21 protein-coding genes are annotated in these 25,295 nt (G+C 63.7%); 12 read left to right on the top strand and 9 right to left on the bottom strand.

All coding sequences use genetic code 11. The annotated features are described in order from the left end of the window. Window positions 1-3: 3 nt before the first annotated feature. Window positions 4-1,152: an amino acid ABC transporter permease gene (locus IB267_RS23135; RefSeq protein ID WP_192449758.1), complete on the bottom strand. Its 1,149-nt coding sequence runs from the start codon at window positions 1,150-1,152 to the stop codon at window positions 4-6. A 175-nt stretch (window positions 1,153-1,327) separates the two neighbouring features. Beyond that, window positions 1,328-2,359: an amino acid ABC transporter substrate-binding protein gene (locus IB267_RS23130; protein WP_192449757.1), complete on the bottom strand. Its 1,032-nt coding sequence runs from the start codon at window positions 2,357-2,359 to the stop codon at window positions 1,328-1,330. Window positions 2,360-2,598: 239 nt separating this feature from the next. Here IB267_RS23130 and IB267_RS23125 point away from each other — a divergent pair, with 239 nt between their 5' ends. Continuing rightward, window positions 2,599-3,285: a GntR family transcriptional regulator gene (locus IB267_RS23125; RefSeq protein ID WP_043613592.1), complete on the top strand. Its 687-nt coding sequence runs from the start codon at window positions 2,599-2,601 to the stop codon at window positions 3,283-3,285. 165 nt (window positions 3,286-3,450) lie between these two features. After that, the gene (locus tag IB267_RS23120) at window positions 3,451-5,040 is read left to right on the top strand and encodes an ABC transporter substrate-binding protein (protein ID WP_192449755.1); all 1,590 of its coding nucleotides are present in this window, start codon (window positions 3,451-3,453) and stop codon (window positions 5,038-5,040) included. Between the two features lie 59 nt (window positions 5,041-5,099). Here the strand turns inward: IB267_RS23120 and IB267_RS23115 are convergent, their stop codons facing one another. The 4 genes from IB267_RS23115 to IB267_RS23100 all read right to left on the bottom strand — a co-directional run bounded on the left by IB267_RS23115 (window position 5,100) and on the right by IB267_RS23100 (window position 9,017). Further along, window positions 5,100-5,774, bottom strand: a complete 675-nt coding sequence (locus IB267_RS23115; protein WP_192449754.1) for an HAD family hydrolase — start codon at window positions 5,772-5,774, stop codon at window positions 5,100-5,102. Between the two features lie 113 nt (window positions 5,775-5,887). Then, window positions 5,888-6,559 carry a metallophosphoesterase family protein gene (locus IB267_RS23110; protein WP_192449753.1) on the bottom strand — a complete coding sequence of 224 codons (672 nt, stop codon included), beginning with the start codon at window positions 6,557-6,559 and terminating at the stop codon, window positions 5,888-5,890. Between the two features lie 215 nt (window positions 6,560-6,774). Then, window positions 6,775-7,146, bottom strand: a complete 372-nt coding sequence (locus tag IB267_RS23105; protein WP_192449752.1) for a hypothetical protein — start codon at window positions 7,144-7,146, stop codon at window positions 6,775-6,777. Between the two features lie 158 nt (window positions 7,147-7,304). Next, window positions 7,305-9,017 carry a phosphoethanolamine transferase gene (locus tag IB267_RS23100; RefSeq protein WP_192449751.1) on the bottom strand — a complete coding sequence of 571 codons (1,713 nt, stop codon included), beginning with the start codon at window positions 9,015-9,017 and terminating at the stop codon, window positions 7,305-7,307. Between the two features lie 271 nt (window positions 9,018-9,288). Here IB267_RS23100 and IB267_RS23095 point away from each other — a divergent pair, with 271 nt between their 5' ends. From IB267_RS23095 to IB267_RS23060, 8 genes are all read left to right on the top strand, one after another. Continuing rightward, complete coding sequence (locus IB267_RS23095) at window positions 9,289-9,963, top strand: response regulator transcription factor (protein ID WP_192449750.1); 675 nt, start codon at window positions 9,289-9,291, stop codon at window positions 9,961-9,963. Continuing rightward, a complete protein-coding gene (locus IB267_RS23090; protein ID WP_192449749.1) occupies window positions 9,960-11,318 on the top strand; it encodes a HAMP domain-containing sensor histidine kinase in 1,359 nt (452 codons plus the stop codon). Before IB267_RS23095 ends, IB267_RS23090 begins: the two co-directional genes overlap by 4 nt. Window positions 11,319-11,464: 146 nt before the next feature. Beyond that, a complete protein-coding gene (locus IB267_RS23085; protein ID WP_192449748.1) occupies window positions 11,465-12,631 on the top strand; it encodes an HPP family protein in 1,167 nt (388 codons plus the stop codon). Between the two features lie 181 nt (window positions 12,632-12,812). Next, window positions 12,813-13,514 carry a CerR family C-terminal domain-containing protein gene (locus IB267_RS23080; RefSeq protein WP_192449747.1) on the top strand — a complete coding sequence of 234 codons (702 nt, stop codon included), beginning with the start codon at window positions 12,813-12,815 and terminating at the stop codon, window positions 13,512-13,514. Beyond that, window positions 13,511-14,518: a secretion protein HlyD gene (gene hlyD, locus IB267_RS23075; protein WP_192449746.1), complete on the top strand. Its 1,008-nt coding sequence runs from the start codon at window positions 13,511-13,513 to the stop codon at window positions 14,516-14,518. The genes IB267_RS23080 and hlyD overlap by 4 nt, the downstream gene beginning before the upstream one ends. After that, complete coding sequence (locus tag IB267_RS23070) at window positions 14,515-16,245, top strand: ATP-binding cassette domain-containing protein (protein WP_192449745.1); 1,731 nt, start codon at window positions 14,515-14,517, stop codon at window positions 16,243-16,245. Before hlyD ends, IB267_RS23070 begins: the two co-directional genes overlap by 4 nt. Then, window positions 16,242-17,390: an ABC transporter permease gene (locus IB267_RS23065; protein WP_192449744.1), complete on the top strand. Its 1,149-nt coding sequence runs from the start codon at window positions 16,242-16,244 to the stop codon at window positions 17,388-17,390. Before IB267_RS23070 ends, IB267_RS23065 begins: the two co-directional genes overlap by 4 nt. A gap of 1 nt (window position 17,391) precedes the next feature. Continuing rightward, window positions 17,392-18,504, top strand: coding sequence for an ABC transporter permease (locus IB267_RS23060; RefSeq protein ID WP_192449743.1), 1,113 nt, complete (start codon window positions 17,392-17,394; stop codon window positions 18,502-18,504). Here IB267_RS23060 and IB267_RS23055 read toward each other — a convergent pair whose 3' ends face one another. Both IB267_RS23055 and IB267_RS23050 read right to left on the bottom strand, forming a co-directional pair. Beyond that, entirely contained in the window at window positions 18,505-19,107 is a 603-nt protein-coding gene (locus IB267_RS23055; protein ID WP_192449742.1) for an alpha/beta hydrolase, read from the bottom strand. Between the two features lie 162 nt (window positions 19,108-19,269). Continuing rightward, a complete protein-coding gene (locus IB267_RS23050) occupies window positions 19,270-20,199 on the bottom strand; it encodes a VOC family protein (protein ID WP_192449741.1) in 930 nt (309 codons plus the stop codon). Between the two features lie 235 nt (window positions 20,200-20,434). Between IB267_RS23050 and IB267_RS23045 the strand changes: the two genes are divergently transcribed. Together IB267_RS23045 and IB267_RS23040 are read left to right on the top strand one after the other, a co-directional pair. Continuing rightward, window positions 20,435-22,261 carry a sensor histidine kinase gene (locus IB267_RS23045; protein ID WP_192449740.1) on the top strand — a complete coding sequence of 609 codons (1,827 nt, stop codon included), beginning with the start codon at window positions 20,435-20,437 and terminating at the stop codon, window positions 22,259-22,261. Beyond that, window positions 22,258-23,619 (top strand): sigma-54 dependent transcriptional regulator, encoded by a 1,362-nt coding sequence (locus tag IB267_RS23040; protein ID WP_192449739.1) that lies wholly within the window; start codon window positions 22,258-22,260, stop codon window positions 23,617-23,619. The genes IB267_RS23045 and IB267_RS23040 overlap by 4 nt, the downstream gene beginning before the upstream one ends. Before the next feature lie 73 nt (window positions 23,620-23,692). Here the strand turns inward: IB267_RS23040 and IB267_RS23035 are convergent, their stop codons facing one another. Continuing rightward, window positions 23,693-25,294 (bottom strand): ABC transporter ATP-binding protein, encoded by a 1,602-nt coding sequence (locus IB267_RS23035; protein WP_192449738.1) that lies wholly within the window; start codon window positions 25,292-25,294, stop codon window positions 23,693-23,695. Window position 25,295: the final 1 nt, after the last annotated feature.

Here is a 25,295-nt window from a genome sequence, read left to right as displayed (position 1 = left end):
GGCTCAGCGCTCCCTCAGCGCGACCCGCGCATTGTACCAGTTCATCACCAGCGAGATCAGGATCGACAGACCGAGATAGACGCCCATAAAAATGGCAATGGCTTCAATCGCCTGGCCCGTCTGGTTCATAATCGTGTTCGAGACCATCACCAGATCCGGATAACCGATGGCGATCGCAAGCGAGCTGTTCTTGAACACGGTCAGATAGGTGTTGGTGAGCGGCGGAATGATGATACGCAGCGCCTGCGGCAGGATCACGAGCTTCAGCGTGCGTGCCCGCGACAGGCCAAGAGCCGTCGCCGCTTCCCACTGCCCTTTGCTCACCGCCTGGATGCCGGCGCGAACAATTTCCGCGACATTGGCCGACACGCTGAGCGTCAGGCCGAGCAGAAGCGCCACGAATTCGGGGCGCAGGTGGTAGCCGCCGCTCAGTCGGAAGCGGCCGAGTTCCGGCACATCCCAAGCGACCGAGATGTTTGCAAAGAGCAGGGTTGCTACGGGCGGCAACAGAAACGCGATCGCTGCGAACAGAGCAATCGGCCGCTCCATGCCGGTGACGATGCGGCGGCGGCCGAGAACGCGCACGGTGACGAAGGCGGCGGCAACGCCGACGACCAAGGCGGCGGCCAGCGCGGCGAAACCGCTCTGCCAGTGCAGAGCCGGCGTGACCAGACCGCTGTTCGACAGAAACACGCCGGGCAGCATCTCGATCGCCTGCTTGACCGGCGGAAAGACGGAAATGATCAGCGAGTACCAGAGCAGCAGGTAAAGCAGCAGCGGCACGTTGCGCAGCGCTTCCACATAGGCAAGCATCAGCCGCGACAGTACCGGATTGTGCGACAGCCGCCCGATGCCGACCAATAGCCCAAGAACGGTGCCAAACAGGGCGGCGAGCAGCGAAACCTTGACGGTGTTTGCGATGCCGACGAGGATCGCGCGGCCGATCGTATCGGTCGGCTCATAGGTGATGGCGGATTCGGTAATGACGAATCCGGCCTGGCGGGCCAGGAAGCCGAAACCGGTCGCAATATCCTGCTTGGCAAGATTGGCGCTTGCGGTGCTGAACATCACCCAGGCGACGAGCAGCACGACGCCGACGGCGATCACTTGATAAAGATAGGCGCGAATGCGCGCATCATAAAACAGGGGCATCGGCACCCGTCCCTTGGAGCACAATGATCTCGGGCCGGCACGACCCAAGATCATAACCTGATCGATTTCCATCGTTTATAGTACGGGCGGCATGCCGCGCGAACTCTCCATAGGCCGCTTAGGGAGCACCATGTGGAGACGTGGACCCGCGCGAGACGCGCGGGCCCGTCAATTCTCAACGGAACGGCGGTGCGTAGAGCAGTCCGCCTTCGCTCCAGCGCGTGTTCGGACCACGCGTCAGGCCGAGTGCGGTCTTGGTGCCGAGGTTACGCTCGAAGACTTCGCCGTAGTTCCCGACGCCCTTGATGATGTTGTAGCCCCACTTGTTGTCGAGGTTCAGCATCTTGCCGAGTTCTTCGCTGACTCCGAGCATGCGCTGGATCTCCGGATCCTCGCTCTTGGTCATCTCGTCGACATTGGCTTGGGTGATCCCACGCTCTTCGGCCGCCATCAGCATCCAGGCAGACCAGGAGACAATGTCACGCCAGTTGGAATCGTTCTGGCGAACGGCAGGCGCCAGCGGTTCCTTGGAGATGGTTTCCGGCAGGACGACGTAATCATCCGGGTTGTTGGCAACGGCGCGGATCGAGGCAAGGTCCGAACGGTCGGACGAGATCGCCTCGCAACGGCCGGAGAAGAAGGCGTTGCGGTTTTCGTCCGGGCTTTCGAAGACGACCAGTTCGAACTTGCCGCCGATCGAGCGGAAGAAGTCGCTGAGGTTCTGGGCGGTCGTGGTGCCCGGCAGCGTGCAGATCGCCGCGTCGGTGAGTTCCTTGGCACTGCTGACGCCGAGCGACTTCGGCACCATCAGACCCTGGCCGTCGTAGAAGACGGTCGGACCGAAATCGAGCCCGAGCGAGGTTTCGCGCGAGAAGGTCATGGTCGTCTGGCGCGACAGCATGTCGATCTCGCCGGACTGAAGCGCCTGGAAGCGCGTATTGATGTTGGTGAGGACGAAGTCGACCTTTTCCGGGTCGCCGAATACGGCTGCCGCCACGGCGCGGCAGACGTCGACGTCGAAGCCCTCCATGTGCCCCTTGGCATCGGCCGTCGCAAAGCCCGGCGTGCTCATCGAGACGCCGCAGATCAGCTTGCCGCGCGCCTTTACGGTTTCGAGCGTCGTCGCAGCGTTGGCAGTGGTCGCGGCCACCAGGCCGACGGCGATGCCGGCAACTGTCGCACAGAGCTGCAGAATCCTGCTGTTCATGAATTCCCTCCCATTGGCTGTTCCCTTTCAGGCCTTTTCAGGTCGCACGGCCCTCTCCGCACGCCTCCTCCCGAACCGGCCGGCGCCGCATTGTTTGTCGGCGCCTGCAATTGCATACGACAAGAGAATACAAACATCAACATTATTGTATACAATATTGACGACCATTTCGACGGGCGTTATCGAAGACGAGGGACATGTTCGGCCGGTCTCCGATCGGCCCGTTGGGGGAGGCAACCTTGTCTGAGAAATCTAGCCGCAGCGAAGTGGTCTACAAGCTCTTGCGCCAGGCGATCCTGGAACAGGCTCTGAGGCCCGGAACGAAGCTTTCCGAAGACACGATCGCCGACCATTTCAAGGTCAGCCGCACCAGCGTCCGGGCGGCCCTGGTCCGGCTCAACGCGGAAGGCATCGTCGATTTGCGCGCCAACAAGGGCGCCTGCGTGGCCGAGCCGACATTGGAGGAAGCCCGTGACATCTTCGCGCTAAGGCGCATGCTCGAAGCCGAGGTGATCCGGCGGCTCGTCGCCGATCTCGACGCTGCCGGCGTCAAGCGGCTGCAGCAGCATGTGAAGCAGGAGGAGACTGCACTTTCCGACCATGGACCGCTTTCGATCCGATTGGCCGGCGAATTCCACATCCTGCTTGCCGAACTCACAGGTTCGCAGGCGCTGACGCGGTTCGTCCGCGAGATCGTCTCGCGCTGTTCGCTGATCCTCGCCCGCTTCGCGCGGCTGCATTCACCCGAATGCGCCGTCGACGAGCATGTCCAGATCATCCGTGCCCTGCAATCGCGCGACACCGCCACGGCGGAGCGGATCATGCTTGAACACCTCGACGCGGTCGAGCTTCGCGCCGAACTCGACACCGACAAGACCGAGCCGGACATCTCCGCGATCCTGCAGCGCTACGCCCGCAAGGGCTGACGCTGCACCCGCCGTTTCCGGCGCAGGCGGTCGCGGATACGACTTTCTTTCGCCGATCTGCGGCACCATCTGTCGCGCGGCAACACACCAGGCGCGGCATCTGCCTCCAATATCTGCAACGTTACCGGTTACGCCGGGTGGGTCTTGCAAGGGAGGGAGTAAGGCATGCCAATTGAACTGGAATTCATGAGCAAGCAGGTTGCCGCGGGCCGGCTGTCGCGGCGGGAGTTTCTCGGACGCGCCGCAGCACTGGGGATAACGGCCGCCTCGGCGAACCTGCTGCTCGGCCAGGCGGCCCGCGCCGCAGGGCCAGTCAAGGGTGGAACACTCAAGGCGGGCCTCGTCGGCGGGGAATCGACAAACAGCCTGGACCCGGCAACGTGGGCAAGCCAGGTTCCCTATACGCTCGGGCGCTGCTGGGGTGAACAGCTTGTCGAAGTCTCGCCGACCGGCGAGATCGAGTACCGGCTTGCGGAAGCCTACGAGGCGACGCCGGACGCCAAGACCTGGCGCTTCAAGATCCGCAAGGACGTGACCTTCCACAACGGCAAGGAACTGACCCCGGCCGACGTGGTGGCGACGCTGGAGCGGCATGGCGACGCGGACTCCAAGTCTGCGGCCCTGCCCTTCGTTCAGGACTTCGAGACGATCAAGGTCGATGGCGACAGCGTCGTCATCACGTTGCGCGCGCCCAATGCCGACCTGCCCTACATCGTCAGCGATTACCACCTGATGATCCAGCCGAACGGCGGCAAGGACGACCCGACGGCGGGCATCGGCACCGGTCCCTACAAGGTCGTTTCCAACGAACCGGGCGTCAAACACATCGCCGAGCGGCACGAAGGCTATTGGGGCTCGGCCGAGCGCGGCCATGCCGATCAGATCGAAATCGCTGTCATCAACGATTCGACCGCGCGCACCGCGGCTCTCCAGAGCGGCCAGATCCACATGATCAACCGCATCGAGCCCAAGGTCGTCGCCCTGATCAGCCGCCTTCCGGGCGTCGTCATCCGCAACGTTCCCGGCAAGGGCCATTATGTCTTCATCGCCCATTGCAACACGTCGCCGTTCGACAACAACGACCTGCGCCTGGCACTGAAATATGCCGTCGATCGCGAGGAAATGGTGTCGAAGGTCCTCGCCGGCTACGGCACGGTCGGCAACGACACGCCGATGATCAAGGGCTATCCGCTGTTCGACAACGACATCGAGCAGCGCGTCTTCGATCCGGAGAAGGCAAAGTTCCATTACAAGAAATCCGGCCACAGCGGGTCGGTGCTGCTTCGAACCTCCGATGTCGCCTTCCCCGGCGCCGTCGATGCGGCGCAGCTGTTCCAGATGAGCGCCGCCAAGTGCGGGATCACCATCGACCTGAAGCGCGAACCGGGCGACGGCTACTGGTCGGACGTCTGGAACAAGCAGCCCTTCAGCATGTCCTATTGGACCGGACGGCCGACGCAGGACCAGGTCTATTCGATCGCCTATCTCTCCAAGGCCGAGTGGAACGACACCCGCTTCTTCCGCGAGGACTTCGACAAGCTGATCTTTGCGGCGCGCGCTGAACTCGACAACGCCAAGCGCAAGGCGCTCTACCGTCAGGCGACGGTGATCCTGCGCGACGAAGGCGGCGTCATCGTGCCGATGTTCAACAACTACATCGACGCGACCAACGACAAGGTCGGCGGCTGGATCGACGATCCGAACGGCGAACTGATGGGCGGGCACGCACTGACGAAATGCTGGCTCAACGCCTAAGCTGGCGACGCAAATGACGGGAGGTCGGCAAGCGGCCTCCCGGCCTCAACGACGGTATTTCAAGCGGTCGGGCGCAACGATACCGTGCCGTCAGTTGCGCGCTCCACCGCGATGTCGTGGTAGCGGGCGAGCGTCATGTGCGGCGTGCCTTCGGCGGCCGCATGCGCGCCGGTGACGACGACGACATCGGCCCCGGCGGCGAGCCCGGCCAGGATTCCGGCCGGCGCATCTTCGAACACTAGGCAGTCTTCCGCACGCACGCCCAGCCGCTCGGCCGCCATCCGGTAGCCCTGCGGATCGGGCTTGCCGATGGAAACATCCTCGCCGGTGATCAACAGTTGCGGCGTCGGAATGCCGGCGGCGGCGAGACGGCGCACGGCGAGGTCCAGCGGCGCGGACGTCACGATCGCCCACCGTTCCGGCGGCAGCGAATTCAGGAAGTCGACCGCGCCGGGGATCTCGACAATGCCTTCGACGTCGGCAATTTCCGCAAGAGCCAGGTCATAGGCTTCCCTCTCCGGGTCGATGTTCGGCAGCTCGAGATTACGGATCGTATCGACGGCGCGCACGCCATGCACGGTCTTGGTAAATTCGACCGGGTCGAGACCGTTGCGCTCCGCCCAGGCGCCCCAGACGCGCTCGACCACGGCCATGGAGTTCAGCAACGTGCCATCCATATCGAACAGCAGGGCAGCAAAATTCTTCGTGAAAACGGATGAAGGCGCGGCGTCCAAGGCAATCCCCTGAGATGATGAGACGGGCGGCAAAGGCTTCGCCCAGCGGAGAAGCCACACCTACTACCGCAGAGCCGCCCGCACAATGCCATTTACACCACCGATGCTACCACTCACTCGACGCGCCAGGCAGCCTTGCTCGCCGTCAGGAAATCGATCGGTCCGCCCGGCTCATCGTCGTCGAAGATGGCGCAGGAAAGGATACCGCTGAACACCGCGCCGGAATCCACATTGGTGCGGTTTCCGACCGTTCGCGGGTTGGCCGTACTCGGCGTGTGCCCGTGACAAAGATGCCGGCCCCAGTATTCGCCGGAATAATCTTCGGGCGGCCGGATCCAGAGAAAGACCCCGTCGTCCTGCTGTTCCAGCGGCCGCGTGTCGTCGACGCCGGCATGCACGAAGATGCGAAAGCGCTCGACCAGGATCGTGGGCAGTTCCTTGATCCATTTCAGGTGCCGCCCGGGAACCGTGCCGTCGTAGGAGATCAGCGTCTCGCGGCCGCCGTTGACCAGCCACCAGTCGACGTCGCTTTCGCCGCTGCTTGCGCCCCAGAGCATTTCCTCGTGATTGCCCTTGAGGGTCTGCCAGGTCCAGCCGGGCTTGGTCGGGCCGGCCATGATCAGCTCGATGACAGCGCGGCTGTCCGGCCCCCGGTCGATGAGGTCGCCGAGAAAGATCACCCGCCCCGTCGGCGCATAGTCTTCGATTTCATCCAGCAGCGCGCGCAGCTGATCGAGGCAGCCGTGAATATCGCCGACGGCGAACGTCAGATGCCGGACGGCCATGCATTCACTCTCCAAATTCCGATGGCGGGCGATGGCCGTATCGAGGCCGAAAACATCGCCAGATCAAGGCGCTATAACATGCCTTTTGCCGAAAGGATGCAAGATGCATCGGCCGCGACGCGGACGCGTGCGACAGTTGGTAATGCGGATCTTGAGGGCGGAAACCTCGGGCGAGATAACCGGGAGGTGGCAGCTACGCCAATGACGTCCTGATCTCAGCGTCGGGAATTACCCTTGGCGATGGTCGAACTGGCGATCGACACCGGATCGCTTGCCGGGAAGGTATCCTCGAGCCCCTCGTCCAGTTGCTCCTCCATCGCATCGCGGTCATGCGCCTGGCGCGCGTTTGGCAAAGTTCCGCGGCGCATTCCTGCTTGGCCGCTAGAACCCGCGACCGCCTCGTCGGCAGCAATGGCGGCCTGCAGAATTTCCTTGGCCTTCGCAATCGCGTTCAGCCGGTTGAGGGAGCCGGCCCCGTCCTGGGGACACATCACCGTCACCACCTCGTCGCCGTCGCCTATGAATTCCACCGTGAAACCTGAGCGACCGGCTCTTTCGGCAGTGACCTGCAGGCCGACGATACGCATGGAACCTCTCCTTCCTTGAGTAGTCCCGGGCTTGAGTAGTCCCGAGGTTGCATTGGCGGTTTCGGCGGCGCCGGGACGGAATCGGGACATCTTTTCAAGGAAGCGCCGAGGCCGGTTTTTGTTCCGGCCACGGGCGAATTTTGAGGTTACGCTTGGTGCTAAAGGGCGCCCGGACCGCTTAAGGAACGCACGGGGCTTGGCGGCAAGTCGTTGGCCGTATCCGCCGCCTGGAACGTCGACCCGACGCCCGGCTTCTTCGTGCAGCTCGCAAAGGCATCGAGGCCCTGTTTGTAGACCTTGGTCTCGACATTCATCATGCCGAGCACGGTATGAAACAGGTTGTCGTGGGATTTCGGCTGCGCCGTATCCTTGGCGAGGCACGCCGTGTCGACACCCATTGCCGCTTGGTAAGGCTTCGAGAACCAGGCGACGAACGGTACCTGCGTCTGTTCGCGCGGTGCGATGGAATAGGGCGCCCCGTGCAGATAGATGCCGTTCTCGCCGAGCGACTCGCCGTGATCGGACATGTAGATCATCGCGCCCGCGATCTGATCCTGATGCTTTTCCAGCAACCGGGCGACACTCGCCACCACATGGTCGGTGTAGAGGATCGTGTTGTCATAGGCGTTGGTGATTTCTTCAACCGAGCACTTCATCAGTTCGGGCGTGCGGCAATCGGGCGTAAAGCGCCGGAACTTCTCAGGGTAGCGCAGATAGTAGGACGGTCCGTGGCTGCCGAGCTGATGGAGAACGATCACACTGTTCTTCTTCGTCGCCGAAAGCTTCTTGTCGAGTTCGCCGAGGAAGATCTCGTCCAGGCACTCGCCGTTCTTGCAGAGCGGGCTGTTCTTCTGGTCGGTCATGCTGGCGAAATTGATGAGGTCGGCGATGCCCTTGCTGCCGGTGTTGTTGTCCCACCAGGTGGTCGAAACGCCGGCACGCGTCAGCACGTTCATGAGGTTTTCCGTCGAGCGCGCCTTCCAGTCGCTGTACTCGTCGCGCGGGTAGACGGAGAACATGCAGGGCAGCGACGTTGCGGTCGCCGTGCCGCAGCTCGTGGTGTCGGTGTAGTTGACGACGCCAAGCGCTTTCAGTTCCGGATTGGTCTCGCGGCCATAACCGTTCAGTGAGAAGTTCATCGCGCGCGCCGTTTCGCCGGCCACGACGACGACCACCACCGGCTTGCCGGCCGCGGCAATCCGCGCACCCTGGCGTGCGTCTGTGCCGAGCGGCTGCACGACGATGTTGCGTTCCTTGTAAGTCGAGGATGCGTAGCGGACCGCCGCCGAGACCGGCCCCGTCGGATTGAACCGCTTCATCAGATCCTTGTGTTCGCGGATCACGTAGGCGACGTTTGCAAAGTTCGCGTAGACCAGCCCGCCGCTGACGAGCAGGCAGGGGATGATCACCGCCAGGTTGATCGCGGCATTGGACAGGAAGGGCCGGTAGCGCAGTTTGAACCAGATCACCACCAGCGACGGGAGCACCCCGTAAAGCAGCAGGTGCGTCGCCAGACTGCCGGTCAAGATATGGCTGGCTTCGGCCTGTGTCGTTACCGCCGCGTTGCCGATCATGTCCTTGTCGATGATGACGCCGAAGGTGTCGATGAAGTAGGAGGCGGCCGCCGACACCATGATCAGGAAGATCATCACCGGCTTCATCACATATTTGACGGAGGCGAGTGTGAGGCCTGCGAGGGTCAGCAAACACAGAGCGGCGCTGAAGGACAGAAGCGCCGTGACGGAATCGTCGAAATAGGCGACCGTGTGTGTCCAGAAGGAATTATTGGTGGCAAGCAGCAGATAGGCGCTGACGAGAGCGCTCAGCGAAATACTGCCGATTTCGGGGCGGCGAATACCTGAAAATCTCAAAACTGTACTCTCCTGCGGCGACTGCAAGAGCGTCTGGGAGGGACGTTGCAGTCACGGCCATTCAATCGAGACGGAGACCGCGTGGCGGCCACCTGCTAGGTTGCAGCCTCCCCCTCAGCTGTTGAGATACGACGGACAAGCTGTCCAAACCCCGTCAAGATTGCTCTTTGTCCCGCGTATGCGCGCGCTGGTAGGTATCGCGCAGGCAGTTGGCAGCCCCGGCGAAAGTCCATATGGTCGGTAGTGGCCCCTGTAATATCGAGACGAATCAATGCGCCTGCTCTTGGTCGAAGACAGTCCGCGACTGGTTGAACTGGTCGGTGAAACCATGCGGGATGCGGGCTGGCGCCTCGATGCGGTTTCAAGCGTGGCCGATGCCGAAACGGCAATCGCGGCGCGCGAGCACGACCTGGTGCTTCTCGACCTCGGGCTGCCCGATGGCGACGGGCTGTCGCTGCTTCGCCGTGTCCGCCAGGAATATCCCGGATTGCCGGTGCTGATCATCACGGCCAAGGGCTCCGTCGACGAGCGCATTGCCGGGCTCGACGCCGGGGCCGACGACTATCTCGTCAAGCCGTTCCACCACCGGGAACTGCTGTCGCGCTGCCGCGCCATGCTCCGGCGCAACCCACAGGCCGTACAGCCGGTGCTCGAAGCCGGAGCTTTGCGCTACGACCCGGCGACCGCCAATCTCACCTGCGACGGCACGGTGGTGCCGCTACCGCCGCGCGAGCGGTCACTGATCGAGATCCTGATGCGCGAGGTCGGCCGTGTCGTGCCGAAGCGAAAGCTCGAAACGGCCCTTTCTGAATATGGCCAGGAAGTCACGCCCAATGCCCTGGAACTGGCGGTTTCAAGGGTGCGCAAGCGTCTGCAGCCGCTCGAAACCGGCGTGCAGATCGAGACGGTCCGGGGCATCGGCTATCTCCTCAGGCAAGCCCCATGAGGAGCCGAAACCCTTCGCTGATCGGTATCGTCTCCCGGCGCATCGTTGCCTTTTCGCTGCTGGCCATGGCGATCCAGATCGGCGTCGTCTTCGCCGACTACTGGTTCGACGACGACAAACTGAGCGTGCTCATGCTGCAGCAGGAAACCGAAAAGCTGATCGAGTATGTCCATGTGCGCGACGGCGTGGCGCATTACGAGCCAGATCGCGACGCACGCGAACGCTATCTCGACCGATCGGACGATAACGGCGCAATTTTCCTACGCATCCGCACGGCGTCCGGAGAGATGATCCATTCGAACTGCACGGCCGAATGTGCCCAGCACTTCCTGCCGCTCAATGTCGACGCGCCGCAATTCTGGAAACGCCTGATCGCACCGGGCAAACCCTTCAGCGTTGCCGGCGGCCAGACCTTCGAACGGGGCGGCCTGGTCGTCCTTGTCGAGTTGGCGATCCTCAACGACCCGAACGGTTTCATGTACGGCGCCCTGCTGCACGAGATGTTCGATTCGATGATCGTGCCGATGACGCTGATGTTCTGCCTGGTGGTCGGCGCGACCATCTGGTCGGTCCGCAGCGCCCTTCGGCCGGTCGCCATGGCCGCCCAGGCCGCCGATGCCCTCGACCCTCGCGACGGCAATGCGCGCCTGCCGCTGACACGAATGCCACAGGAGATCGCCCCTCTCGTCACCGCCGTCAACCGGATGCTGGCCCGCGTTGCCGATCTCATCCAGTCGCAGAAGCTGTTCTCGTCGTCGATCGCCCACGAAATCCGCACCCCGGTGTCGATCGCCAAGATGGAGCTGAGCCGCATCGACGACCCGCGAGCGCGCAACGCGGAGCGCGATCTCGACGCGCTTACCCATATCCTGGAGCAATTGACCTCGCTCGCGCGCGCCGACGCCGTCGATCCTTCCGCCTACCAGCGCACCAGCCTTTCTCAGATCGGCGCCGCAGTTGCGGAGGCGATCGCACCTTTTGTCTTCGACCACGACAAGTCCCTCGAGTTCGTAGACGAAGGCACGCCGACGGTCACCGCCATCCCGGCGTTGGTCGAAAACATGCTGCGCAACCTCATCGAGAATGCCGTCAAGCATAACCCACCGGGAACCCGGATCGTCCTGACCTGTGGCCCCGGCCCGGTCGTCTCCGTCGAGGATGACGGCAAGGGGATGATCGACCTGCCGGAACACAACGAAGACCTCGGCTTTGTGAAGAGCTCCGGCCAGATCGGCCTCGGCCTGAAGATCGTTAGGCGCATCAGCGAGTTGCACCAGGCAACCGTCGCTGTCGACACCACGCCCGGCCGCGGCACTCGGTTCTCGATCGATTTTTCCGCCGCCGTGTCGGGCTGACGCGCCCGCGTGTGCAGCGCACATTTTTTAGGCGCGATGCATATATTTCAATCCAGCGCCGGTTTTTGGATGCGGATTTCATGCCCAACGCCGTGCCATGTGCTATTGGGCTGCCCAAGTTTGCACCTCCCCTCCCGAGAGGCTCCATGTCGAAGGCCCGCGCCTACATCAAGCGTTTCGTTCCCTCCCTCGTTCCGATCAGCCATCTGGAGCGCCTGCGTGCGTCTTTGGGCGCGCTTCTTGGCATCCTGCTTACCGGCTTGATCAGCACCTATGCGCTGGGCGCCGGCGCCAGCCTGCCGCTGTTGATCGCACCGATGGGCGCCTCGGCCGTGCTTCTCTTTGCCGCCCCGGCAAGCCCGCTCGCCCAGCCCTGGTCGATCGTCGGCGGCAACACCGTCTCCTCGCTGATCGGCGTGACCGCGGCGTTGCTGATCCCGGATCCGGTGATTGCTGCCGCAGTCGCCGTCGGCCTTGCCATCGCGATCATGCTGCTGCTCGGCTGCCTTCATCCGCCGAGCGGAGCGGTGGCGCTGACCGCAGTACTCGGGGGGCCCACGATCCATGAGGCCGGCTACTGGTTCGTCCTCTCGCCGGTCGCCATCAATTCGGTCGTCATTCTCCTGATCGCCTTGGCGTTCAACAACGTGACCGGCCGACGCTACCCGCACCTCGCGCAGGCGCCGACGCTGCATGGAACAAGCGACCCCGCGCCGATGCACAGGCTCGGCATCGTTCCCGAAGACCTGCAGGCCGTCCTCGCCCAATATGGCGAAGTGGTCGACGTCAGCCCGGAAGAGCTCGACGCGCTGATCCATCAGGCGCAGATCCACGCCTTCAACCGCCGCTCCGGCGAAATCACCTGCGCCGAGATCATGTCGCGCGACGTCGCGACGGCCACGCCGGAGACGACCCTGCGCCAGGCCTGGCAGACCCTGATCAAGCATCACATCAAGGCGCTGCCGGTCGTGACCGAAAAGGACGGACTTGTCGGCATCGTCACGCAAACCGATTTCATGAAGCACGCGATGGTCACGCCGCAGGGCGGCATCCGCCAGCGGCTCGGAAACGTCATCGGTTTCGGCCCGAAAACGCCGCGGCTCGTGTCCGACATCATGACCCGCAAGGTGCAATCGGCCTTGCCGGAAACCATGATCGCCAAACTCGTGCCGCCGATGTCCGACATGGGGCTGCACCATATGCCGGTGGTCGATCCGGACAACCGGCTGCTCGGCGTCGTGACCCAATCGGACCTCATCGCCGCCCTCTTCCAACGCCGCCTCGAACGGGGCGAAGAGCGCGACGTCGCTTAAGCAGCAGGGCCGGCCTGAAAATCCTTCGCCAGCACAGCGGCCGGTAGCACGAACCGGCTGCGCGAACTTTGCACGACATGCCTTCGGCAATACTCCCCTATCGACCCAAGGCACGTCGTCGCTTGCCAACAATATTCATTCGATTGACTTAATCAATGGAATGATATAAATTCAGCATGTCATGAAAAAAGAAACCTCGCCCCGCCCGACGAAGCAGGACCGCGGAGATGCCACCCGCGAGAAACTGCTGACCAGTTCCATCGACGTCTTCGGCCGCTATGGCTTTGACGGCGCCACCACCCGCATGCTCGCCGAAACGGCCGGCGTGAACCTCCAGGCGATCCCCTATTACTTCGGCGGCAAGGAAGGCCTCTACATCGCCGCTGCCGAACACCTTGCCTCGATCATCATCGACCACGTCGCGGACCTTCGAAACGCGGTTCTTGCCCGCCTTGCCCATCTCGACGGCCAGGGCCAGCCGCTGGAAGCCCACGAAGCCCGCGACATGCTCAGCCGATTGGCGCAGCACATGGTCGCCCTCTTCGTCAGCCGTCAGTCCGAAAGCTGGGCGCGCTTCATCATCCGCGAGCAGATGGAGCCGACGGAAGCCTTCGAGCGCGTCTATGCCAACGTCATGGGCCCGATGATCGGCATGGCCGGCCGACTGGTTGCCACCATCCTTGGCGAGGCTCCGCAATCGGAACAGGTCCGGCTGAAAACCCTGTCCTTCGTCGGCAGCATCCTCGTCTTCCGCATGGCCCACGCAGCCGTTCTTCGGCAGATGAAATGGCAGGCGGTCGGCCCCGACGAGCTCGACCTCTTGCGCCGGCATGCCGCCGAACTGGTCGCGGCCATTGAAAGCAAGCGGGAGGACCGGTCATGAACAAGCCAGCAATAGCGCTGATCGTGATCGCCGGTACCGCGGCCGGCGCCTGGTGGTTCGACGTTCCCGAGCGGCTCGGCTGGATCGGCAAGGAGCAGACCTCGGTGCTCTACGGCAACATCGACATCCGGCAGGTTTCGCTTGGCTTCCGCGTCAGCGGCCGCATCGCAAGCCTTGGCGTCGACGAGGGCGACACGGTCAAACCCGGAGACGTTCTGGCGACGCTTGACGCCGTCCCGTTCGAGCAGGCGGTCGCCGCGGCGCAGGCCGATCTCGGCGCGCTCAGAGCCAACCTTGCAAAACTGAGGGCGGGCGCACGCCCGACCGAAATCGCCCAGGCGCGCGCCACCCATGAGGAGCGCCTGGCCGATCTCGAAAACGCCGATCTCGCCTATGAGCGTGCCCGGCAATTGCGCCCGAACGGCACCATCTCCCAGGCCAATCTCGACGAAGCGAGCGCCAACAGGGCAGCGGCCGCAGCGCGCGCCACTTCCGCCCGCGAGGCCCTGGCGCTCATCGAAGAGGGAAGCCGGATCGAGGATATCGAAGCGGCCCAAGCGCAGGTGCTTGCCGCCGAAGCCAAGCTCGAAAGCGCCCGCACCTCGCTTGCCGATACCCAGCTGTATGCGCCGAGCGCCGGCACGGTCCTGTCGCGGGTGCGTGAAGCCGGCGCCATCGTCGCGCCCTCCGACACCGTCTACGTCGTCTCGCTGAACGAGCCCGTCTGGGTTCGCGCCTATGTGGCGGAGCCGGACCTTGGCCGCGTACATCCCGGCATGACCGTCGAGGTCACCTCCGACAGTGCGCCGGACCACCGCTACAAGGCGACAGTCGGGTTCATTTCACCGGTCGCCGAATTCACGCCCAAGTCGGTGGAAACGCCGGAACTGCGCACCGATCTCGTCTATCGCCTGCGCATCGTGGTCGACAAGCCGGGGGCCGATCTGCGGCAGGGCATGCCGGTGACCGTACATCTGCCGGAGAAAGCTGGAGCCGCGCAATGAGCGACGAGGCGCCGTTCGTTCGCATCGCCGATGTGGTCAAGCGTTTTGGCGATGCTCCGCCAGCGCTCGACCATATCGCTGGCGAGATCCTCGGCGGGCGGATTACCGGGCTCGTCGGCCCTGACGGCGCGGGAAAGACCACACTGATCCGGCTGATGACCGGCCTCATGGTGCCGGACGAGGGCAAGGTCGAGGTTCTCGGTTTCGACACGGTGACGAATGCCGCCGATATCCAGGCGGCCATCGGCTACATGCCACAGCGCTTCGGCCTCTATGAGGACCTTTCCGTTCAGGAGAACCTCAATCTCTACGCCGATCTGCGCGGCCTGCCGCTTGGCGAGCGTGCAGCGACCTTTAACGAACTGCTCGAATTCACCGACCTCAAGCGCTTCACCACGCGCCTTGCCGGCAAGCTCTCCGGCGGTATGAAGCAGAAGCTTGGCCTGGCCTGCGCCCTGCTGCGCAAGCCGAGGCTGCTCCTGCTCGACGAACCGGGCGTCGGCGTCGACCCGATCTCGCGCCGCGATCTATGGAAGATGGTCGAGAACCTGACGAAGGAAGGCATCGGCGTCGTCTGGTCCACGGCCTATCTGGACGAAGCGGAAGCCTGCGACAGCGTTCTGCTCTTGAACGAAGGCAAGCTCCTGTTCACGGGCAGTCCCGCCGAACTGACCGCCAGGGTCGCCGATCGCGTCTTCAAGGTTTCCGGCATTACGCATGCGCGACGCCAGAAGCTCGCAAGCTATCTCGACGGCGACGATGTCGTCGACGGCGTCATCCAGGGCGAAGCGATCCGTCTGGTCATGAAGCCCGGGACCAAGCCGCCGGCCCCGGACGAACATTCCGCAGCAGCGGGCGTGGCGACCACCACGCCACGTTTCGAGGATGCCTTCATCGACATGCTCGGCGGCGGCCCCGGCGGCCGCTCGAAGCTCGCGGAAACCCAGACACCTTTCCCGACCGACAACGGGCGCCCGGTCATCGAAGCGCGCGGACTGACGAAGCGCTTCGGCGATTTCACTGCCGCCGACGCAATCACCTTCGACATACCACGCGGCCAGATCTTCGGGCTCTTGGGTCCGAACGGGGCCGGCAAATCCACGACTTTCAAGATGCTATGCGGGCTGTTGAAGCCAACCGCCGGCGAAGGCCGCGTCGCCGGCTTCGATCTGCGCCGCGATGCCGCCGAGGCGCGCAACCGGCTCGGCTACATGGCGCAGAAATTCTCGCTCTACGGCGATTTGAGTGTCGGCCAGAACCTGAGCTTCTTTGCCGGCGTCTACGGGTTATCCGGCGCGCGCAAACGCGAGCGCATCCGGTTGATGACGGAAATCTTCGGCTTCGCCCGCCTGCTCGGCATGTCGGCGAAGGATCTGCCGCTCGGCCTCAAGCAGCGGCTGGCGCTCGCCTGTGCCGTGCTGCACGAACCGGAAGCGCTGTTTCTCGACGAACCGACCTCCGGCGTCGATCCCATAACCCGGCGCGAGTTCTGGACCCATATCAACGGCCTCGTCGAGAAAGGCGTGACCGTCCTCGTCACCACCCACTTCATGGACGAGGCCGAATATTGCGACCGCATTTCGCTGATTTATCGCGGCCGGTCGATCGCGCTGGGCTCACCGGACCAATTGAAGGCGCAGGTCGCCAGCCCCGAGCTTCCGGACCCGACGATGGAGGATGCCTTCATCGCCCTGGTTCAGGGCTCGGAGGAGAAAGAGGCCGCATGAGCGCGCGCGCCACAACGACCGAGGGCCGGGCCACGAGAGCCAGACGCTTTGCCGCGCTGGTGCTCAAGGAAAGCTATCAGATCGTTCGCGACCCGAGCAGTATCCTGATCGCCTTCGTGCTGCCGATGATCCTTCTGTTTCTCTTCGGCTACGGCGTTTCGCTCGACACGACGCAGACCCGGATCGGCCTCGTCGTCGAGGAAGAAGCGCCGTTGACCCGCGATCTCGCCGCCGGTTTCCAGGCGTCACGCTACTTCCTTGTAACGGTCGGGCGCGATCGGCGTGATTTCGAGGAGGATCTGGTGCTCGGCCGCGTGCGCGGCATCATCGTGATTCCCGCTGGGTTCATGGCGGACTACGCCGCCGGCCGGCACCCGAATGTGCAAGTGCTCGTCGATGGCTCCGATCCCAATACGGCAAACTTCGTCCAGAACTATGCGCAGGCGACCGTTGCCAACTGGGAGCGCCAGCGGCTGAGCGATGGCGCCGGTCGGCCGCCGGCGATTTCCGCCGAGCAGCGTTTCTGGTTCAATCCGGAGCTCACCAGCCGGAACTTCCTGGTGCCGGGCTCGATCGCCATCGTCATGACGCTGGTCGGGACGCTGCTCACCTCCCTCGTCGTTGCGCGCGAATGGGAGCGCGGAACGATGGAGGCGATGATGGCAACGCCGGTTTCGGCAGCCGAGCTCCTTGCCGGCAAGCTCCTGCCCTATTTTATCCTCGGGCTCACCTCGATGACGCTCTGCGTACTGCTTGCCGTCTTCCTCTTCGGTGTCCCCTTTCGCGGCTCCGTCGCAGCGCTCTATGCACTGTCAGCGACGTTTCTGATGCCGGCGCTCGGCCAGGGCCTACTGATCTCCGCGGCGACCAAGAACCAGTTCCTCGCCTCGCAGCTCGCGTTGATTTCGGCGTTTCTTCCGGCCTTCCTGCTCTCGGGTTTTCTCTTCGAGATCAATTCGATGCCGACGGTCATTCAGTGGATCACCTTCATCGTGCCGGCGCGCTATCTGATCCCGAGCCTGCAGACGGTGTTTCTGGCCGGCGACATCTGGCCGATGTTCGGTAAGTCCATTGCCGCCATGCTCCTGATCGGCAGCGTGTTCTTTGCGCTCGCCGCTCGCAGCACCCGCAAGAGGATCGGCTGAGATGTGGTGGACGAGGCTAAAAGCCCTGATCGTCAAGGAATTGCTGGCGGTGCTGCGCGACCCCAAGGGGCGCACCGTGCTGATCGTGCCGCCGATCCTGCAGCTTCTGGTATTTTCCTACGCCGCGACGCTCGAGGTCACCAATGTCGACGTGCTGGTGCTGAACCGCGACAACGGCCACTGGAGCCAGGATCTGATCGAGGGGATCGACGGCTCGCCCACCTTCCGAAGCATCCGCTTCACCGACAGTCCGCAGGAGGTGCGCCTGGCGATCGACACCCAGCAGGTCATTGCGGCGATCGAAATCGGCCCCACTTTCTCACGCGATATCGAAGCAGGCCGGCCGGCGGAGGTGCAGGTCATCCTCGACGGCCGCCGCTCCAATGCGTCGCAGATCGTCTCCGGTTATCTCGGCCGTATCGTCGGCACGCTTGCCGCAGAGACGCCCGCCGGCAAGCGCTTGGCATCGGGGGCGGTCACCGTCGTCGCCCGCAACTGGTTCAATCCGAACCTTACCTATCAGTGGTTCATGGTCCCGAACCTCGTCGCCAGCATCGCGCTGTTGATCGGCCTGATCGTGACCGCGCTGTCGATCGCGCGCGAACGCGAGTTGGGGACGTTCGACCAACTCATGGTGTCGCCGCTTCGAACCCATGAGATCCTGATCGGCAAGCTGATCCCGCCGATGATGATCGGGCTCTTCCACATCACCATCTATATTCTGGCGGCCGTCTTCATCTTCGGGGTGCCGCTGCGCGGCTCGCTGCTGTTGCTCTATGGCAGCGCGGTGTTCTACCTCGCCTCCGTCGTCGGTCTCGGCCTGTTCATTTCGGCCCTGTCGATGACGCAGCAGCAGGCGATCCTCGGCGCATTCCTGTTCATGGTGCCGGCGATGCTGCTTTCGGGGTTTGCCACGCCGATCGAGAACATGCCGTCCTGGCTGCAGCCGATCACCTATATCAATCCGCTGCGCTACTTCCTCGTGATCGTAAAGGGCGTGTTCCTCAAGGACATTCCGGCGGTCGAGGTGGCGCGACAGACGATTCCGTTGTTTCTGATCGCCATCGTCACCCTCTCGGCCGCCTCCTGGCTCTTCCGTCGCCGGCTGGAGTGATCAGTCCTTCAGGAAGCGCGCGATCGCCGCAATCTCATTCTGACGGATGTCGTGCCCACCCGAATGCCACTCGGTCTCGGTTGCGGCACCCTGCCCCTGGAAGTAGTCCGCGAGCGCCTGGGTCAGCGGCGCCGGGCAGATCGGGTCACGCTCGCCGGCGGTAATCAGGACGCGACGCCCATTCAGCGCCGCATTGTCTTTCGGGCGGAACGGGATCAAGGGATGCATCAGCACTGCCTTGTCGAAAACACCGCCTTCGATCAGAACGTTGGCGAGAATGTTCGCGCCGTTGGAATAACCAAGGCCGATCACCTGTGAAGCCTGATGCTCCGCAGCCAGCGCCTTGACGAAGGCCGCCATCTTCTCGGTGGCGCGGGCAAGGTCCGCCATGTCGTAGACACCCTCGCCGGTGCGCTTGAAGAAGCGTGCGGCGCCATATTCCGAAACGTCGCCACGCGGCGAGACGATCGTCGCTTCGGGTAGAAGCTCGGATGCGAAGGTGAAGAACTGGTTCTCGTCACCGCCAGTCCCGTGGAACACGAAAAATATCGGCTGGCCGGGCTTCCCGGCCTTCAGCTTGTGAACATAACCATGATCTACCATTTTTGTCTCCTGGAGCAGGCTTCCAAACGAGTCGATGCCGCGTTCGAACCTGCCTGATTTCAAAGCGTTGGCTTCACGGTTTCGACGAAACTGTGAACCGTTCTGTGCAAGTGCTGGTACCGGAGGCTCGCCGCAGCGGCGAGCCTTCTCTGTCTTGGTCTCCTAGTCGATCTTCTCAAGGTGGCTTTCGAGGATCGGACGCAGGTGCTTGTGCTGCTGCGGCAGCTTCAGCGCCTCACCGAGATGGGCGAGATCCTCGTCCCGCTCGAAGCCCGGCTCGTTGGTCGCGATCTCGAACAGCACGCCGCCCGGCGTGCGGAAGTAGATCGCCCAGAAGTAATCGCGGTCGATGACCGGCGTCACCTGATAGCCCGTGTCCATCAGCGCCTTGCGCACCTCGAGCTGCTTTTCGCGGTCCTCGACGGCAAAGGCGATGTGATGCACCGAGCCTGCCCCTTGCGCGGCGCGGCCGATGTTCGGCATCGTTTCGAGGTCGATGACGCGGGCATCGTTGCCGCCGGGCACGATCAGACGGGTGACGCCATCCTTGCGATCGAGTTCTTCGTAGCCCATGAACTTCAGAAGCTCGGCCGTCGCCCCTTCGTCGCGCAGACGCAGGGCTGCGGAATGGAAGCCGCGGATTGCATGGTCCGCCGAAATGCCGCCTTCCGTCCAGGGCGCCCGCCCGTCGTCCTTGACCTCGACGAGTGCGAAGCCGTCGCCGTCAGGACCGGCAAAATTCAGGCGCTTTTCACCGAAGGTTTCCTCATCCTTGAGACCGGTGACGCCCAGCGTCGCCAGCCGCTCCTTCCAGAACCCGAGCGAGCCTTCAGGTACAGAGAAGACGGTGGTTCCGACTTCGCCGGTACCGGCGCGGCCACGCGGCATCTGCGGGAATGGGAAATAGGTCATGACCGTGCCAGGCGTGCCGGCTTCGTCGCCGTAATAGAGGTGATAGACATCGGGCGAGTCGAAGTTGACCGTCTTTTTGACCCGGCGCAGGCCGAGCGACCTGGTGAAGAACAGGTTGTTCTCGCGCGCATCGTCGGCCATCGAAGTGACGTGATGCAGACCCTTGATCTGATTGAGCATTGCCGTGATCCTTTCTCTCCGGCGCCACCGGGCGCTCCGTTGGGTCTTAGATGCGCCTATCCGCTCCTCCGCGAAAGACGGCCGCGACCAAACGCATTGTCAACGCGGCATTGACGACACCCGGGATTCGTCAACGGACACGAATTCCGGAGGCGACTTGTGAGCCCTCGCCGCGATGCTTAAGATCGATCGTCGGCATTTGCGGCGGTAGCACGAGGAGGGGGTGCGCATATCTGTGAAACATCGCTTAGTCCTGGCGTTCCTGCTGTTGCCGCTGCTTGCAGCCATGCTGGCATGGAAAGGCTATGCGGTCACGACCGACAGCTATTTGCGCGAGGCAAGCGCCCAGGCGACGACGGCGCTGCGCCTCGCCGTCACCGCGCTCGACGGCCACCTCAACCGATACCAGGCGCTGCCGGCGCTAATTGCGGATCATGACGACGTCCGCGAGCTCGTCACCCGCCCGCGCGACCGGCGGCTACGGGAGGCCGTCGACAGCTACCTCAAGGACATCAACGGCCTGCTGCAGTCCTCGGACATCTACGTGATCACGCCGGATGGCAACACCATCGCCGCCAGCAACTATGACGGGCCGACGAGCTTCGTCGGACAGAATTTCAGCTACAGGCCGTATTTCCAGGAAGCGCTTCGCGGGCAGCAATCGCGGTTCTATGCGCTCGGGACCACATCGCTGAAGCGCGGCTACTTTTTCGGCTCCCCGATCCGGGTCGGAAACGAGATCCGCGGCGTCATGGTGTTCAAGGTCGATGTCGAGCGCATCGAAGCCTCCTGGCAGGGCGGTGAGTACAAGATTTTCGTCTCCGACCCGGAAGGCATCATCTTCATGTCCGGCGATCCGGAGTGGCGCTACGCGTCGGTCCTGCCGCTGACATCGGACCGGCTGGCACGAACCGAGGCCTCCAGGCGCTACGCCGACGCCACCGTGCACGCCCTTCCCGTCTTGGAGCGCGTCTCGTCCGATCGTCACTTCCTCACCGTCTCGGCCGGAAACTCGAGCCGCGAATACCTGATGCTTTCGCAGCGGATGCCCGACGCCGACTGGACCGTGAACGTGCTGGTCGATACGGCGTCGGTGCGAACACAGGCGCTGACGACTGTCATCGCCGCCCTGCTTCTGCTCTGCCTTGCCGGCCTCGGCGTCGCCATCATTTTTCAGCGGCGGGCACGGCTCAACGAGCGCCTGTCGATGCAGGCGGAGGCCCGGGCCGAGCTGGAGCGCCGGGTCGACGAACGCACCGCCGACCTCGCGCGCGTCAACGCCCAGATCGAGGAAGAGATCGCCGAACGGCGGCTGACGGAGAAGCAGTTGCGCCGCACGCAGGCCGATCTGATCCAGGCCGGGAAACTGGCAGGGCTCGGGCAGATGTCGGCCGCACTCTCGCACGAATTCAACCAACCGCTTGCCGCCGCCAAGACCTATGCCGACAGCGCCGCACTGCTGATCGAGCGGGGTCGATCCGACGAGGCGACCGACAATATCCGCCGCATCTCCGGGCTCGTCGACCGCATGGCGGCGATCAGCAAGCACCTGCGCAACTTCGCCCGCAAGCCGAACGAGAAACTCGGGCCCGTTCTCGTCGAAGACGTGGTGCGCGATACGATGGAGATCGTCTCGGTTCGGCTGAAGGCGGCGGCAGCGAGCATCGATATCGATCTCGGCGACGAGCCGCTCGTCGTTCGCGCCGGCTCGGTGCGCCTGCAGCAGGTGCTCGTCAACATCATTTCCAATGCCGCCGATGCTGTCGAAGGGCTCGATGACCGCACCATCCGCCTGCGTGCGCGACAGGAAGACGGCAAAGTCGTGCTGACCGTCAGCGACCCGGGACCGGGGATTGCCCCGGCGATTGCCGAGCGCATCTTCGATCCGTTCTTTTCCACAAAGGGCGTCGGCAAGGGGCTGGGCCTTGGCCTTTCGATTTCCTATAACATTATCAAGGATTTCGGCGGAAGCCTGATCGCCACCAACCCTACGGGCGGCGGCGCCGAGTTCCGCATCGAACTCGCTGCCGAAAACAGCAATGCCCGGGAGGCCGCCGAATGATCGAGAGCAGGATCCTGCTCGTCGACGACGAAGAGGATGTGCGCCATTCGAGCGCCCAGGCGCTGGAACTCGCCGGTTTCCGCGTCGACGCCTTTTCGGCCGCCGAACACGCGCTCGAATTCATCAGCTACAGCTTTCCGGGCGTGGTCATCAGCGATATCCGTATGCCGGGCATGGACGGCATGACGCTCCTGCAGCGCATCCGCGAGATCGATGCGGAAGTACCGGTCATTCTCATCACTGGCCATGGCGATGTGCAGCTTGCCGTTCGCGCCATGCGCGAAGGCGCCTATGATTTCGTCGAGAAACCCTTTGCAGCCCAGATGCTCGCCGGCACGATCCGCCGGGCGCTGGACTGGCGCGCGCTCGTTCTCGAGAACCGGCGGCTGAAGGCGGTTGCCGGCAAGCGCGACGACATCGAGCAACGGCTGCCCGGGCGAAGCCAGGTGATGGTCGACCTGCGCTACCGTATCCGCGCACTGGGCGCGGCCGATGCCGATACCTTGATTATCGGCGACACCGGCGTCGGCAAGGAGGTGCTGGCCCGGACGCTGCATGACCTCAGCACCCGCGCCAACAGCCCGTTCATCGCCATCAACTGCGCCGCATTGCCGGAAAACCTGATCGAAAGCGAACTCTTCGGCCATGAGCCCGGCGCTTTCCCGGGCGCCATTCGTCCGCGCTACGGCAAGTTCGAACATGGTCGCGGCGGCACGATCCTGCTCGACGAGATCGGCTCGATGCCCTTCGACCTGCAGGCAAAGTTTCTGCGGGTTCTTCAGGAGCGCGTCATCACGAGGCTCGGATCGAACGAGCAGGTGCCGCTCGACGTGCGCTTCATCGCCACCAGCAAGGTCGATCTCGAGAAGGAAGTGGCAGCCGGACGCTTCCGGGCGGATCTCCTCTATCGCCTCAACGTCGCAACGCTCCGCGTCCCCTCGCTTGCGCAAAGACGCGCCGACATTCCGCTGCTCTTTCTGCAACTGGTCAGGGAGTCGGCTGCGCGCTACGGCCGGGATGAAGTGGAGATCTCCCAGTCGATGCTGGCCGAAATCGCCGAGCGCGACTGGCCTGGCAATGTGCGCGAGCTGCGCAATGCCGCCGAGCGGCTAGTGCTCGGGCTCGATGCGGCCCCCGACGACAGCGCACGATCGGAGAACGGCAACCGTCTTGCCGACAAGGTCGCAGCCTATGAAAAGGGTCTCATCGCCAGCGCCATCGCGGCCCATGGCGGCGCGCTGAAGCCGGTCTACGAGACCCTCGGCATCTCGCGCAAGACCCTCTACGAGAAGATGCAGAAGTTCGGGCTCGACAAGAAACTCGTGGCTTCCGACTTCTCCGCAGAGAACGAGACCTGACGTTTGCTACGCCGAGAACGGAAATAGGGACGCGATCGCTCGCGTCCCCGCCAAATTTTGAAGGCCCGGCGGCTCAGACGTTGAAGGCAGCGCCAATCAGCGTCTTGGTATAAGGCTGCTTCGGCGCCTCAAAGATCGCGTCGGTCTCGCCTTCTTCGACGATCTTTCCGTTCTTCATGACGATCACATAGTCCGACATCGCCTTCACCACCGAAAGGTCGTGGCTGATGAAGATGTAGGAAAGCCCGTGCGAACGCTGCAGGTCGCGCAACAGTTCGATCACCTGGCCCTGGACCGAACGGTCGAGCGCGGAAGTCGGCTCGTCGAGGATGACGACCTTCGGCTTCAGGATCATGGCGCGGGCGATTGCGATGCGCTGGCGCTGGCCGCCCGAGAACTCGTGCGGGTAGCGATTGCGGGAGGCGGGATCGAGCCCCACTTCCTTCAACGCTTCCGACGCCCGGCGGTCGCGGTCGGCGCGGGTAAGCTCGGGCTCGTGCACGTGCAGGCCTTCGGTGATGATTTCACCGACGGTGCGCCGTGGCGAAAGCGAGCCGTAGGGATCCTGGAAGACGAGCTGCAGGGTGCGGCGCAACGGCCGCATCTGGCCACGGTCGAAGCCGGAAATATCCGTCGTGCCGAAGCGGTAGTGACCGCTGCTCGGCAGGAGCCTCAGGAGCGCCCGGCCGAGCGTCGACTTGCCGGAACCGGACTCGCCGACGACGCCGATGGTCTGCCCTTCCTTCAGGCGCAGATTGACGCTGTCGACCGCGCGGAAGACCGACTTGCCGCCCTTAAAGAGACCGCCGCCGATCTGGTAGTCGACGCAGACGTCGCGGCCTTCCAGGATGATCGGCGCGCTGTCGGGCGGAGATGCCTTGCGGCCGCTCGGCTCGGCAGCCAGCAGCATCTTCGTATAGTCGGCCTGCGGCCGCTCGAAGATGTCGGCCGTCGTGCCCTGTTCGACCACTTCGCCACGGCGCATCACGGCCACGCGGTCCGCAAAGTGCTTGACGATGCCGAGGTCGTGGGTGATCAGCACGATCGCCATGCCGAAGCGCTGCTGCAGCGACTTCAGGAGATCGAGGATCTGCGCCTGGATCGTCACGTCGAGCGCCGTCGTCGGTTCGTCGGCAATCAGCAGATCCGGCTCGTTGGCAAGCGCCATGGCGATCATCACGCGCTGCCGCTGGCCGCCCGAAAGCTCGTGCGGGTAGCTGTCGATACGGCGTCCCGGCTCGGGGATGCCGACGAGCTCCAGCAGTTCGAGCACGCGCGCCCGCGCCTGCTTGAACGAGCCGCCCCGGTGATGGACGATCGGCTCGGCGATCTGGCGACCGATCGGGTAGAGCGGGTCGAGCGAGGTCATCGGCTCCTGGAAGATCATGGTGACCTTCGCGCCGCGCACCTGGTTGAGCGCCTTCGGCGGCAGGCCGACGAGCTCCTGCCCGCGGTAGCGGGCCGAGCCGGTCACGGTGCCGTTCTTGGCGAGCAGTCCCATGATGCCCATCATCGTCTGGCTCTTGCCGGAGCCGGACTCGCCGACGACGGCAAGCGTTTCGCCGGTGCGCACATCGAGGTCGATGCCCTTGACCGCCTCGACGGTGCCATCGGGCGTCGAGAAGTTCACCTTGAGGCCGCGAACGGCCAGGATGGTTTCCTTGGTATCTGCCATG

It is taken from the genome of Ensifer sp. ENS09 (genome assembly GCF_014852425.1).
Classification (GTDB): Bacteria; Pseudomonadota; Alphaproteobacteria; order Rhizobiales; family Rhizobiaceae; genus Ensifer.
This window is presented reverse-complemented; position numbering and strand designations above follow the sequence as displayed.